Source organism: Promicromonospora kroppenstedtii (assembly GCF_044389675.1).
Classification (GTDB): Bacteria; Actinomycetota; Actinomycetes; order Actinomycetales; family Cellulomonadaceae; genus Promicromonospora; species Promicromonospora kroppenstedtii.
In genome coordinates, this window is the sequence record NZ_JBIRYI010000004.1 from 28,331 (window position 1) to 40,833 (window position 12,503).

Consider the following 12,503-nt stretch of genomic DNA (forward strand, 5'->3'; position numbering starts at 1 on the left):
TGGGTGGCCGGCACGGTTCAGCGGCCCTCGGCACGCTCCAGCTCCCGAGCCAGGTCGAGCATCTCGCGGCCGAGGGCGTCGAGGCGTTCGCGGAGACTGCCGGTGGAGGTCCGGGGCTCCTGGATCACGTTGATGTCGAAGACCACGCGGTCCGCGCGGTGCCAGGTGCGGAACACCTCGACGGGCCGGGCGGCCTCGTCGGTGCTGGTGCCCTCGAGCAGCAGCACCGGCGTCCCGGCGGTCACCCGGAGCAGCTCCGCCGTGTCGGCGTCGGCGCCCACGGCCCGGACCTGCCGCCGGCCCGCCACCACGTGGGTACCGAACCGGCGCTGGATCGTGGCGTGCAGCGACGTGTCGGTCAGCTCCTCGGCGCTCAGGTCCCCGAGCTCCTCGGGCAGCCAGGTCTCGATGAGGGCGAGCGGCTCGTCGCCGGCGCTGCGCAGGCGACGCAGGCGCAGCACCCGCTCGGAGGCGAGCTCGCCGGTCGCCTCGGACGCGGGCTCCAGCCCGAGCTCCAGGACGTGCGTGGTCACGTGCACGCCCTCGCCCTCGACCTGGGTCGACAGGCCCGGGACGCGCTGCACCAGGCGGTGCAGCTCGCCACGCTCCCGTACGGTCGTGCCCCGCCCCCGACGCCGCTCCACGAGCCCCTCCTGCTCCAGCGACGCCAGGGCCTGGCGCACCACGGAGCGGGAGACGCCGTAGCGTTCCTGCAGCTCGGCCTCGGTGGGTACCTGCGCGCCGGGCGCGAGCGTGCGGCCCAGGATCTGGGCGCGCAGCTCGCTGCCGATGCGCCGGTGGAGCGGCTGGCCGTCGGGTGCGGGGCGGGTCACGGTCAGCTCGCCGCGCTCGGGGCGCTCTGCTGCGCCGTCCGCCACACGTGGTCCCAGCCGGGGGCGAGGCCGGCGGCCCGTTCGATCGCGAGCACGAGACTGGCCTCCCGGGCGATGCCCTGCCCTGCGATGTCGAACGCGGTGCCGTGGTCCACCGAGACGCGCACCACGGGCAGCCCCACGGTGATGTTCACGCCGTCGTCGCCGTACACGGCCTTGAACGGGGCGTGCCCCTGGTCGTGGTAGCAGGCGACGACCATGTTCCACTTCCCCTTGACCGCGGCGGGGATCAGGGCGTCGGCGGGGAGCGGGCCGTGGGCGTTGAGGCCGCGGGCGCGCGCCGCCTCGACCGCGGGGGCCAGCACGTCGGCGTCCTCGTCGCCGAACAGGCGGTTCTCGCCGGCGTGCGGGTTCAGGCCCGCGAGCCCGATGGCCTCGTCCGGGCGGCCCAGCGCCGCCGTGAACGCGCCCGCCAGGTCGAGCACGTCGCGGGTGCGCTCCGGCGTGATGTCCTCGATGGCCTGGCGCAGCGAGACGTGTGTCGTCAGGTGGAAGAAGTACAGGTCACCGGCCGACAGCACGAGGCTGAAGTTCTTGACCCCGAACTCGTGGGCGAGCAGCTCCGTGTGCCCGGGCCACCTGTGCCCGCCGGCGTGCATCGCGGCCTTGTTCAGCGGCGGCGTGACGATGCCGTCCACCTGGCCCTCCCGGGCCAGCCGGCAGGCCTCGACGACGAACCGGTAGGCGCCGTCGCCGGCCGCCGCGCTGATCTCGCCGACCGGGACGTCGGCCAGCGACGGTCCGGTCTGGAGCAGCTCGATCGTGCCCGGCGTGTTGGTGGCCTCGGCCGGGGACGCGATCACGCGGACCCGCTCCGGGTCGCCGCCGATCGCGGCGACGGCGCGGCGCAGCGCACCGGCGTCGCCCACGACCACGGGTACGCACAGGGCACGCAGGTCGTCGTGACCGAGCAGGGCCTTGGCCGTGATCTCCGGGCCGATGCCTGCGACGTCGCCGAGCGTGACGGCGAGGGTGGGGATGCTCAAGGGTTTACCTCCTGGTGCGAAGAGTACGATCTCAGGCTTTCGAGGACGTCGACGACGGTCCGGCGGGTGCCGAACCCGCCCGCCTTGGTGACGACGACGGTGTCGTGCGCGGGCCCGCCTTCGAGGTGCCCGAGCGGCACGCCCTCGGCGACGGACCCGGCCACCCGCACGCTGCGGGCTCCGAGCCGGGCGAGGACCGCGCGGGCGCCGTCGCCCCCGATCAGGACGACAGCGTCGGGGCGCATGCGCTCGGTGACGGCGGCGACCAGGTCGGCCAGCGCACCGGCCGCGTGGGCGGCGCGCTCCCGCCCGGTCCCGGCGGGTCCGGACGGCTCCGGCGTGCGGACCAGGACCGTCGCGGGCGCGGCCGCGACGGCACCCAGCGCCCGCGCGGCCTGCTCGTCCGGGCCGGTTCCGGCCTCCGGGGTGATGAGCAGCGTTCCGGGTTCGGCGGTCAGCAGCTCGTGGGCCTGCCCGCGGGAGACCTCGTTCAGGGAGCTCAGCACCACGAGCGTGCGCTCGGCGGTGACCCGCGGCGGCGCGAGCCCCGCGTGGCTCCCGCCCCACCGCGGGGCGAGGGCCGCGGCCAGCCCGGCCGAGCCGACGGGCACGGCGTGGGCGCCGAGCAGCACCACGGCGTCGGCGAGGCGCTCCAGCCCGGCGTCGTCCGCGGCGTCGACCACCACGGTGTCCGCGTCCGCGCCCGCCTCGGCGAGGCGGCCCGCGAGCGCCGCTGCGTCGCCGTCGGACGACACCCGGACGGCGCCCGGCAGGAGTGCGGTCAGCTCGCTCGCGCGGACCGGGGTGACGGGGTCGCGCCCGGCGACCGTGGCGGCGACCGGCACGCCGTCGACCAGGAGCACCCCGTCGCGGACCGTCCGCCCCAGCGTGGGGTAGCTCGGGCAGACCACGGCGAACGCGCCGGGGACCCGCTCGCGCCAGGCGGTCAGGGCCCCGCTGACCTGGGCCGCGACGCTGCCGCGCAGCGTCGAGTCGATCTTGACGTAGAGGCGGCCGGCGCCGGCCAGCGCCCGCACGGCGGCCCCCGTCGCGGCTGCGGCGGCGGCGTCGGCGAGCGCCCGGGCGTCGGTGACCACGGCGACCGCGGCGCGCTCGCCGGTGGGCAGCGCCGGGCCGAGGGCCAGGTGGCTGGTCCAGCCGGCGTGGGCGAACTGCACCACGCAGTCCCCGGCTCCGGTGAGGTCGTCGGCGACGACGCAGACGGTGTGCTCGCTCATGCGGTGCCGCGCCCCTCGCCGGCCGCGGCCTCGGCGGGCGAGCCCGCGGCGGGGGCGTCGTCCGAAGGGGCGAGCCCGCCCTGTCGCTTGAGCACGAACGTGGCCAGGAGCGGCGCCAGGATGGCGCTGACCAGCACGGCCGAGGCGACCTGCGCGGTGGCGACCGCGACGTACGGCTCGAACGTGGGGTCCACCCCGGCGATGATCGCGGGCGTCGCGACGGCGTTGCCCGCCGTGGTGGCGGCGGAGATCGCGATGCCGGACTTGATGCCGCGCCGCAGGATGAACCGGTAGCCCGAGTAGGTCAGCGCCGCCGTCAGGAGCACGGCGAAGACGCCGACCAGGATGCCCGAGGCGCCGCCGGTCACGACGTCGCGCAGGTCGATCCCGGTGCCGAGGGCGAACGCGAAGAACGGGATGACGATGTTCGGCACCGGGCGCATGATCTCGGTCCAGCGCGGGTCGAGGTTGCCGACGACGAAGCCCAGGACGAGCGGGACGAGTGCCGCGAGGAACGCCGTCAGGGGGATGTCGGCCAGGCCGGACGCGCCGAGGAACAGCATCGAGATGAACGGGCCGTCGTTGATGGCGGACGCCATGTAGGCGCCGCGGTCCCGCTCGTCGCCGTACCGGCCCGTGAAGGCGAGCCACAGGCCGCCGTTGCTGTTGTCGATGGTCGCCATGAGGGCCAGGATCGAGACCCCGAGGAAGCCCTCGATCCCGAAGACGGCGCCGGCCAGCGCGACGAGTCCGGCGGGGATCAGGGACTTCGTGAGCAGCAGTGTCCCCGTGGTGGCGAGCACCGGTCCCGACGTGCGCGCCGTGATCTGCATCCCGGTGGCGAAGATCAGGACGGCGATGAGCGGCAGCGCCGAGTCCTTGAACAGGGCGGTGGTGAACGAGCCCAGCTCGAGGAAGCCGGGGAAGAACGTCCCGACGACCGAGCCCAGGATCAGCGGCACGAGCATCAGCCCACCCGGGATCTTGTTCATCCAGTCGTAGAGGGGCACGGTCGATCTCGGTGTCAGTCCGGCATCCATGGCGGAACCTCTCGTTGTGCGCGGTCGGCGGTGGTCGCAATTGTCAGGACAAGAAAGTACGGACAAAGTACGGGACGGAACGCGCGGCGGGCAAGTCCCCTGCGTACGGCCCCGGCGCGCGCGGACTTCACCCGGCGCATAGCGTTTCCGGGTGACCGACGTGTGGACCTGGCCCGCCCGGATAGGCGTGCTGGTCGGAACTGCCCTCTTCGTGGCCCTGCTCATCCCGATCCTCCTGGTCCAGGTACGCCGGTACGGCGCCACCAGCCCGGCCCGCCTGCTCGGGGCGGCGGCGCTCGCCGTCTACGGCACGGCCCTCGTGGCGTACACGCTGCTCCCGCTGCCGTCGGGCGACCTGGCGGCCTGGTGCGCGAGCTACGGGTACGACGGCGCCCAGCTGCGCCCCCTGCAGATCGTCACCGACATCCGCGAGCGCACCGCCGGGCTGTCCCTGGGCGCCGCGGTGCGCGACATCTCGGTGCTGCAGGGCGTGTTCAACGTGGTGCTGTTCGTGCCGTGGGGCGTGCTGGTGCGGCGCTACCTGGGCTGGGGGCTGCTCGCGTCCGCGGCGTCGGCGCTGGGGGCGTCGCTGCTGATCGAGGTCACGCAGCTCACCGGCATCTTCGGCCTGATCCCGTGCTCCTACCGGCTGGCCGACGTCGACGACCTGCTCACCAACACCCTGGGCGGGGTGCTCGGCGCGGTGATCGCGCCGTGGGTGCTGCGCTGGATGCCGCGCGCGCGGACGCTCGCGGCGGGCCGGGGCACGCCGCGGCCCCTGACGCTGTGGCGCCGCCTGTTCGGCATGGTCGTGGACTACCTGGCCTACACGGTCCTGGGCGGGGTGCTCGCCCTGACCCTGGGCCTGGGCTACTACCTCGTGTCCGGCCGCGCTCCGGCGGACTCCCTGGCCGTGTGGCTGGCCACGAGCGTGCTGGCGTGGGTGCTGGTCTTCGTGCTGCCGCTGGTCACGGGTGCGGGGGAGTCGCTGGGTCAGCGCACGGTCTGGCTCGCGGTGGTGCCGCCCGACGGCGGTACGCGCCTGGCGCCGTCGGCCCGGCTGCGGCGCGGGCTGGCCGGGGGCGCGCTGTGGGGTCTGCTCCAGGCGTTGGCCGACCGGTTCGACGCCGCGCAGGGGCTGGCGACGACGGTCGCGACCGTGCTGGTGCTGGCTGTGCTGTTCACCCGTGGCCGGCGGGGCCTGTCGGGCAAGGCCGCCCCCTACCAGCTCGTCGACGCGCGCGCCCTGGCGCCGGAGGGTCAGGCCCGGGGCCGCGGGTCCTTGCCGAGCAGGTGACGCAGCGCCGGTTCCAGGGTGGGGTGCCGGAACCGGTGGCCCCGGTCGAGCAGCGCCTCGGGGGAGACGCGCTGGCTGGCTCGTGCCAGCTCGGCCGCCCCCTCGTCGCCCAGCAGCAGCCTCGGCCCCAGCGCCGGCACGGGCAGCAGGGCCGGGCGGCGCAGCACCGCCCCGAGCGTGGCGGTGTAGGCGGCGTTGCGCACCGGGGTGGGGGCGACGGCGTTGACCGGCCCGGTCAGGCGCTCGTCGTACAGCGCGCGGTGGTAGACGTCGACGAGGTCGTCGATGCCGATCCAGGACTGCCACATCTGCCCGTCACCCAGGCGGCCGCCCAGCCCGGCGGCGAACAGCGGGTGGAACAGCCGCAGCGTGCCGCCGCGCGGTGACTGCACCAGGCCGGTGCGCACGTTGACCACGCGCACGCCCGCCTCGGCGGCGTGCGCGGTGGCCTGCTCCCAGTCGTGCACGACGTCGGCGAGGAAACCGTCGCCGCGGGCGCTGGTCTCGGCCAGCACCTCGTCGCCGCGGTCGGGGCCGTAGAAGCCGATCGCGGAGGCGCTGACGAACACCCGCGGCCCGTCGGGCGTGCGTGCGGCCAGCCCGGCGAGCGCCGTCGTCGGGCCGATGCGGGAGCCGCGGATGGCGGCACGGTGCGCGTCGGTGAAGCGGCCCGCGATCGACGCGCCGGCCAGGTGGACCACGGCATCGACGCCCTCCAGCAGGTCCTCGGCGGGGGCCTGCGGGTCCCAGCGGCGCTCGTCGGGCCCGTGCGGGGTGCCGCGTACCAACCGCACCACGCGGTGGCCGGCGGTGGTCAGGAACGGCGCCAGGGCCCCGCCGACCAGGCCGTTGCTGCCGGTGATCGCCACGGTCATGGGCCGGTCGCCGGCGTTGCGGGCGCTGGCCTGCACGGCGAGGTCGAGGCCGAGCTGGCGGTGCCGGTAGGCGAACATGGACCGCAGCACCGCCTCGGGCACCGGGGTGTCCACGGTGTCGGTGATGCGGGTGCGGTCGCCCTCGGCGTGGAACTCGTGGGTGTGCCGCCACGGCACCACCCAGCGCAGCGGCGCGGAGACCAGCTCGTCGACGAACCGCTCCGGCGGCGCGTAGCCGGTGTGCCGCGCGACCCAGCGCAGGCCGAGCGGCAGCCGCAGCACGGCCTCGCCGCCGTCCAGCGACGTCGCCTCCCTGACCACCGTCAGGGGCGACCACGGCGGGGCGAGCCGCTGGACCGCGCCGGGGCGCTCGTGCCACGCGAAGACCTCGGACCGTGGGTGTGCCACGACGCTCGACATGTGCAGAGTCATGCTTCCCTCCCTACAGGTAGCCTGCCGCGTCCGCGATCAGGAGGATCGTCACGACCGCGCCGGCGGCGTAGTTGACCCACAGGAAATGACGCCAGCCGCCGTTGGCGCGGGCGGAGTCCTCGTCGCTCACCTTCGCGTAGGGCGCCGCGAGCACGAGGTAGGGGACGGCGAGCAGTCCCAGCAGCGCGGTGGGCCAGCCCGTGGTGACCACGAGCGCGCCCGCGACCACCCACGCGCCCAGCGCGAGCCGCACCGTGGTCGCCGCCCCGAACGCCGTGGCGATCGAGGAGATGCGCCCCTCGCGGTCGGGCACCACGTCCTGGACGGCGCCGAACGCGTGGCTGGCCATGCCCCACAGCAGGAACGCGCCGAGCGCGGCGAAGGTCTGCGGCGTCGGCGCGGCCTGTGCGAGCGCCAGCCCGTACACCGCCGGGCTCACGAAGTGCACGCTGGACGTCAGGGAGTCCAGCACCGGCACCTCCTTGAACCGGAACGGCGGCGCGGAGTAGGCGACCAGCGCGAAGAGGCTGACCGCGAGCACCAACCAGGAGGACGGCGGCCCGAGCAGCACCAGCGCGAGGACGAACGGCACGCAGGTCGCGACGGACGCCACGAGGATCGGGCGGTGTCGCCGCGGCGACAGCAGCGCGCCCTCGACGCCACCCTTGCGGGGGTTGGCCAGGTCGGAGGCGTAGTCGAACACGTCGTTGATCCCGTACAGCGCCAGGTTGTAGGGCACGAGGAAGAACAGGGTGCCCACGACGAGGGCGACGTCCACCTCACCGGTGGCCAGCAGGTACGCGGCCGCGAACGGGTAGGCCGTGTTGATCCAGCTCAAGGGGCGCGACGCGCGCGCGAGGTCAGCGAGCACGTCGACTCCCGAACAGGTACCAGAGGGCGGGCAGCAGGATCACGCCCGCCAGGGGATATGCGAAGTCCTCGACCGGCGCGAGCCCGAGCCGCAGGCCCGAGATGTGCGCGTCGGAGTAGGCGAACAGGCCGCTGGCGATCATCACGTTGTCGAACACGGCGGTCAGCACGCACAGGGCGACGGCGGCCAGGACGATCGGGCGCCACCCCAGGGGGCGTTCCCCGCGGCGCCGGGCCGCGACCCGGTGTGCGACGAACGCGACCAGGGCCGCCGCCGCGAGGAAGGCCAGCGCGAGCAGCAGGTAGGTCATCGGCCCGCCTCGTGGCGGGTCCGCGCGGTCGCCTGGCGGGCGCGCGTCGCACCCTGGCGGGACAGCAGACGCTGGGCGCCGAGCACGAGCACCATCGTGAGCTCGCACAGGAACGCCAGGAACACGAGCTCCTCGACAGGCAGCTCCGGGGCGAGCATGAGCCCGGTCATGTACGGGCCGGCGCCGTGGAAGAACACGCCCAGCCCGATGCCGGCCAGGTCCCACAGGACGAAGAACACCGTGCCGGCCACGAGGACCGCCGCGGCCCGGGCCGGTTCGGCCCAGCAGAAGAGGCGGTACCGCCAGTCCACGATCAGCACGCCCGCGGCGGAGAACAGCAGCACGGCCAGGTAGACGAAGCTCATGCCACCTCCTGGAGAGGGCCGGCGCTGGTGTCGCCGTGGAGACGCTTGAGCACCAGCTCCGCGCTGATCAGGCACATGGGCAGGCCGATACCGGGGATGGTCGTCGCCCCCGCGTAGAGCAGGTTCGACACCCGGGAGGAGGCGTTCGAACCGCGGAACATCGCGCTCTGGCGCAGTGTGTGGCCCGGCCCGAGCGCGCCGCCGCGCCAGGCGCCGAGGTCCCGCTCGAAGTCCGCGGGCCCGATGCTGCGCCGCACGACGATCCGCTCGGCGAGGTCCGGCGTGCCCGTCCAGCCCGCGATCTGCGCGATCGCGTCGTCCACGATCCTCTCCACGCCCGGGTCCCCGGCGCCGTCGACGCCGCCCGCGCCGATCGTCGTGTCGGCCGGCACCGGCACGAGCACGAAGAGGTTCTCGTGCCCGGGCGGAGCGACGTCGTCCGTGGCGCTCGGGCGGCAGACGTACAGCGACGTGGGCGACGGCACCGTGCGCGCGGCGCCGTAGATGGACTCGAAGCCGCCCTGCCAGTCCTCGGCGAACAGCAGCGAGTGGTGGGCGAGCCGCGGCAGCTCGCCACGCACGCCCAGCAGGGCCAGCACCGCGCCCGGTCCGGGATCGCGGCGCTTCCACCAGCGGTCGCCGCGGCTGCGGTGCTCGGGGTCCAGCAGCTCGTGCTCGGTGACGTGCAGGTCCGCCGTGGAGACCACGACGTCGGCGGGCAGGTGCTGCGTGCTGCCGTCCGGTCCGGTGACCTCGACGCCGGTCGCGGCGCCGTCGTCCGACACGGTGATGCGGGTGACCCGGTGGCTCGTGAACAGCTTGGCGCCCGCCCGCTCGGCGCACCGGGCGACGGCGTCGATCACCGCACCGAACCCGCCGCGCGGGTAGAGCACGCCCTGGGTCACGTCGAGGTGGCTCATCAGGTGGTACATGCTCGGTGCCGAGGCGGGCGAGGTGCCGAGGAACACGGCGGGGTAGCCGAGGATGCGGCGCACCCGGTCGTCCGTGGTGTGCCGGGCGATGAAGTGGTCCAGCGACTCGCCGAGCAGACGCAGCAGGCGCGGGGCGCGACGCACCACGGCGGGGTCCAGCAGCGGCGCCGCCGAGGCGAACGTCGCGTACAGGAAGCGCTCGGTGGCGATTCGGTACGTCTCGGCCGCCGAGTCCAGGTACGCCTCGAGCTTCGGGGCCGACGGCGGGTCGAGCGCGAGCAGCGCCTCGCGGGCGCCGTCGGCAGGCAGGTCGAACGGCTCCTGGTCGCCCTCGAAGAACACCCGGTAGGACGGGTCGAGGCGCACCAGGTCCAGCTCGTCGGCCGCGCTCGTGCCGAGCAGGCGGAAGAAGTGCTCGAACACCTCGGGCATGAGGTACCAGGAGGGGCCGGTGTCGAACGTGAACCCGTCCCGCTCCCAGCGTCCCGCGCGCCCGCCCAGGTCGGAGCGGGCCTCCAGCAGGGTCACCGACGCGCCGTCCCTGGCCAGGAGGGCGGCGGTCGCGAGACCTGAGATGCCGCCGCCCACCACGATCACGTGCTGCCCGTCTCGTCCGTTCATGCGGCCCATCGCTTGTTGTTCGTCTGAGTGCCCGCCAGCGTCGCCACGGCGATACGCAGCTTCACCGCGGCCGGTACCGAGACCCGCCGCACGTGCAGCTGCGCGGCGGGTGTGTTGCGCAGGCGCTCGTTCACCTCCGAGAACAGTCCGGCGGCCAGGGCCGTGGCCCGGCGCGGCCCGGGGGGCAGCAGCGGGAGCACGGCCCTGGCGGCGGCGAGGTCGGCGTCGACGTCCGCGACGACCTCGGCCTTGCGCGCCTCGTCCAGCCGCTCGGGTCCCGCACCGGGGAAGTAGGTGCGGCCCAGGCGCTCCTGGTCGTCGCCGAGGTCACGCAAGAAGTTGATCTTCTGGAATGCCGCGCCGAGCCGCCGGGCACCCTCCTCCAAGCGGGCGCGAACGGCCGGCGGGACGGCGTGGCCGTACAGGAACGCGCGCAGGCACATCAGTCCCACCACCTCGGCGGAACCGTGGACGTACGCGCGGTACTCCTCGTCGTCGAGGGCCTCGACCGGGTCGAGGTCACGGCGCATCGAGGCGAAGAAGGGCCGGACCAGCGTCTCGTCGATGCCGACGGCCCGGGCCGTGGTGCCGAACGCGTGCACCACGAGGTTGGTGCTGAACCCGCGGCCCAGCGTCACGTAGGTCTCCTGCTCCAGCGCGTCCAGGGCTGCGCGGCGCTCGTCGTGCGCCAGCCCCGCCTCCTGGGCCGGGCCGTCGACGATCTCGTCGGCCACGCGGACCAGAGCGTAGATGTCCTCGACCATGCCGCGGACCGACGGCGGCAGCAGGCGCGTGGCCAGGCTGAACGAGGTGGAGTAGGCACCGATGACCTGCGCGGCGGCCGCGTGGGCCGTGTGCGAGTACAGGTCCAGGGACGACGACGGGGTCACGACTCACGCTCCGCGAGCCGGTCGGCGAGCCCGGTGAGCCCCTGCCGCAGGGCGACGGGCAGCGTCGTCCGCTCGATCGTCGCGACCGCGGCACGCCGCTTGGCGTCGACCAGGTCGGCGACCGCGTTGCGGGCGCCGCTGGCGATCAGGGCGGTGCGCAACAGATCGGCCTCGTGCTCGGACAGGTCCGGCTTGCCCCACAGGTGCCGCACCTCGGTCCAGGCCGGGTCCCCCTCGGCGCAGGCGACGAGCAGGGTCCGCTTGCCCTCACGCAGGTCGCCGGTCGTGCTCTTGCCCGTGCGGAGCGGGTCGCCGAAGACGCCCAGCAGGTCGTCGCGCACCTGGTAGAGCATGCCCAGCGCGATGCCGACCCGTTCGAGGTCGGCCGACGCCTCCTCGCCCGCGCCGGCCAACGCGCCGCCCGCACGCAACGGCCCGGCGAACGAGTAGCTGCCGGTCTTGTTCGCCATCATCCGCAGCAGGCGCTCCGGGGTCGCCGGCGCCGTGCCCAGGCCGAACGCGACGTCGTCGTGCTCGCCCGCGGCCGCCCGGAACAGGGCCTCGTCGATGATGTCGGTCAGCTCGGCCCGTCCTGCGGACCGCACGCGGGAGACCAGCGCGTACGCGGAGCTGAGCAGCAGGTCGCCGCCCAGGATGCCGGAGGCCGTGCCCCAGGCGGCCGCGGCGCCGGCAGGCAGACCGCTGCGGATCGCGTCGGTCGCGAACTCTGCCGCGAGGTTGGGGCGGCCGCGCCGGGTGAGGTCCTTGTCGAGGACGTCGTCGTGCAGCAGCAGCGCGGTGTGCACCAGCTCGAAGGCCGCCGCGGCGAGCGCGGCGTCCTCGGGGTGCGGGGCGCCGAACGCGCGGTGCGCGTCGAGCAGGAGCCGGGGGCGCAGGCGCTTGCCGCCCTCGCTCGACCGGGCCAGCCGCCGCCACAGCAGCGCGTAGTGCTCCGCGAGGGGAGCGGCGCGCCGGGTCCGCTCGGCGAAGAAGTCGGACAGCACGACCTCGACCGGGTCGCGGGTCAGGGTCTCGGTCATGGCCCTCACACGCCGTCTCTGGTCGCTCTGGCGGCCGGCGCCGCGTACAGCGGCATCTCGGCGCCCTGCTCCACGAACCACGGGGAGAACGCCCACGGCACGGTGCGCAGGGCCTCGCCCAGCGCCGCGCTGTCGACCCACCGGGCCTCCATGGCCTCGTACGGGTTGACCTGCGGTTCGTCGTCGGACACCGCCACGTAGACCGGGCAGATCTCGTTCTCCACGATGCCGCTGGCGTCCACCGCTCGGTACCGGAACTGCGGGAGCTCCAGGCGGACGTCGCGCAGCGTGATGCCGAGCTCGTCCTGCGCGCGGCGCACGAGGGCCTCCTCGCTCGGCTCGTCCGGCTGGGGGTGGCCGCAGAACGAGTTGGTCCACACCCCCGGCCAGGTCTGCTTGTGCAGGGAACGCCGCGTCACCAGCACCTGCCCGGCGGAGTTCAGCACGTGGCACGAGAACGCCAGGTGCAGTGGCGTCCGTTCGGAGTGCACCGCACTCTTGAGCTCGGAGCCGACGGGTCTCCCGTCGTCATCGAGCAGGACCACTCTCTCGGTCGTCACTGTCACCCCTCCGGTGATTTTCGCTAGCCTGGCTATATTCAAGCACAGGAAGCGGTTTTGTCGACAGCCGATACCGGACAGACCGCACGGTTACCTGAGAGAGTTCGACGCCGACGGCGAGTTGGATCGGTGCTGCCCGGACACCGGGCGTGC

13 protein-coding genes are annotated in these 12,503 nt (G+C 74.4%); 1 reads left to right on the top strand and 12 read right to left on the bottom strand.

Translation table 11 applies throughout. From position 1 onward, the window contains the following. Window positions 1-17: 17 nt before the first annotated feature. Genes ACH47X_RS07625 through ACH47X_RS07640 form a run of 4 tightly spaced genes read right to left on the bottom strand, consistent with a single transcriptional unit; the run spans window position 18 to window position 4,127 of the window. A complete protein-coding gene (locus ACH47X_RS07625; RefSeq protein ID WP_397402949.1) occupies window positions 18-878 on the bottom strand; it encodes a GntR family transcriptional regulator in 861 nt (286 codons plus the stop codon). After that, window positions 836-1,879 (bottom strand): 4-hydroxythreonine-4-phosphate dehydrogenase PdxA, encoded by a 1,044-nt coding sequence (gene pdxA / locus ACH47X_RS07630; protein WP_397402951.1) that lies wholly within the window; start codon window positions 1,877-1,879, stop codon window positions 836-838. The genes ACH47X_RS07625 and pdxA overlap by 43 nt, the downstream gene beginning before the upstream one ends. Next, window positions 1,876-3,117, bottom strand: a complete 1,242-nt coding sequence (locus ACH47X_RS07635) for a four-carbon acid sugar kinase family protein (protein WP_397402953.1) — start codon at window positions 3,115-3,117, stop codon at window positions 1,876-1,878. Before ACH47X_RS07635 ends, pdxA begins: the two co-directional genes overlap by 4 nt. Continuing rightward, complete coding sequence (locus tag ACH47X_RS07640) at window positions 3,114-4,127, bottom strand: 2-keto-3-deoxygluconate permease (protein ID WP_397402955.1); 1,014 nt, start codon at window positions 4,125-4,127, stop codon at window positions 3,114-3,116. The genes ACH47X_RS07635 and ACH47X_RS07640 overlap by 4 nt, the downstream gene beginning before the upstream one ends. A gap of 181 nt (window positions 4,128-4,308) precedes the next feature. On the opposite strand from ACH47X_RS07640, the gene ACH47X_RS07645 reads away from it, so the two are divergent. Next, window positions 4,309-5,454, top strand: a complete 1,146-nt coding sequence (locus ACH47X_RS07645) for a VanZ family protein (RefSeq protein ID WP_397402957.1) — start codon at window positions 4,309-4,311, stop codon at window positions 5,452-5,454. Here ACH47X_RS07645 and ACH47X_RS07650 read toward each other — a convergent pair. The 8 genes from ACH47X_RS07650 to idi are packed head-to-tail and all read right to left on the bottom strand — an operon-like array spanning window position 5,418 to window position 12,356. After that, entirely contained in the window at window positions 5,418-6,761 is a 1,344-nt protein-coding gene (locus ACH47X_RS07650; protein WP_397402959.1) for a TIGR01777 family oxidoreductase, read from the bottom strand. The genes ACH47X_RS07645 and ACH47X_RS07650 overlap by 37 nt on opposite strands. A 10-nt stretch (window positions 6,762-6,771) precedes the next feature. After that, window positions 6,772-7,632 (bottom strand): prenyltransferase, encoded by an 861-nt coding sequence (locus ACH47X_RS07655; protein WP_397402961.1) that lies wholly within the window; start codon window positions 7,630-7,632, stop codon window positions 6,772-6,774. Further along, the gene (locus ACH47X_RS07660) at window positions 7,622-7,942 is read right to left on the bottom strand and encodes a lycopene cyclase domain-containing protein (protein ID WP_142037776.1); all 321 of its coding nucleotides are present in this window, start codon (window positions 7,940-7,942) and stop codon (window positions 7,622-7,624) included. Before ACH47X_RS07660 ends, ACH47X_RS07655 begins: the two co-directional genes overlap by 11 nt. Then, on the bottom strand, window positions 7,939-8,307 hold the full coding sequence (locus tag ACH47X_RS07665; RefSeq protein ID WP_036964223.1) for a lycopene cyclase domain-containing protein: 369 nt from the start codon (window positions 8,305-8,307) through the stop codon (window positions 7,939-7,941). Before ACH47X_RS07665 ends, ACH47X_RS07660 begins: the two co-directional genes overlap by 4 nt. Beyond that, complete coding sequence (crtI, locus tag ACH47X_RS07670) at window positions 8,304-9,869, bottom strand: phytoene desaturase family protein (RefSeq protein WP_397402964.1); 1,566 nt, start codon at window positions 9,867-9,869, stop codon at window positions 8,304-8,306. Before crtI ends, ACH47X_RS07665 begins: the two co-directional genes overlap by 4 nt. After that, window positions 9,857-10,750 (bottom strand): phytoene/squalene synthase family protein, encoded by an 894-nt coding sequence (locus tag ACH47X_RS07675; protein ID WP_397402966.1) that lies wholly within the window; start codon window positions 10,748-10,750, stop codon window positions 9,857-9,859. Before ACH47X_RS07675 ends, crtI begins: the two co-directional genes overlap by 13 nt. Further along, window positions 10,747-11,790: a polyprenyl synthetase family protein gene (locus ACH47X_RS07680; protein WP_397402968.1), complete on the bottom strand. Its 1,044-nt coding sequence runs from the start codon at window positions 11,788-11,790 to the stop codon at window positions 10,747-10,749. The genes ACH47X_RS07675 and ACH47X_RS07680 overlap by 4 nt, the downstream gene beginning before the upstream one ends. Before the next feature lie 5 nt (window positions 11,791-11,795). Next, entirely contained in the window at window positions 11,796-12,356 is a 561-nt protein-coding gene (gene idi, locus ACH47X_RS07685; protein WP_397402970.1) for an isopentenyl-diphosphate Delta-isomerase, read from the bottom strand. Window positions 12,357-12,503 lie beyond the last annotated feature (147 nt).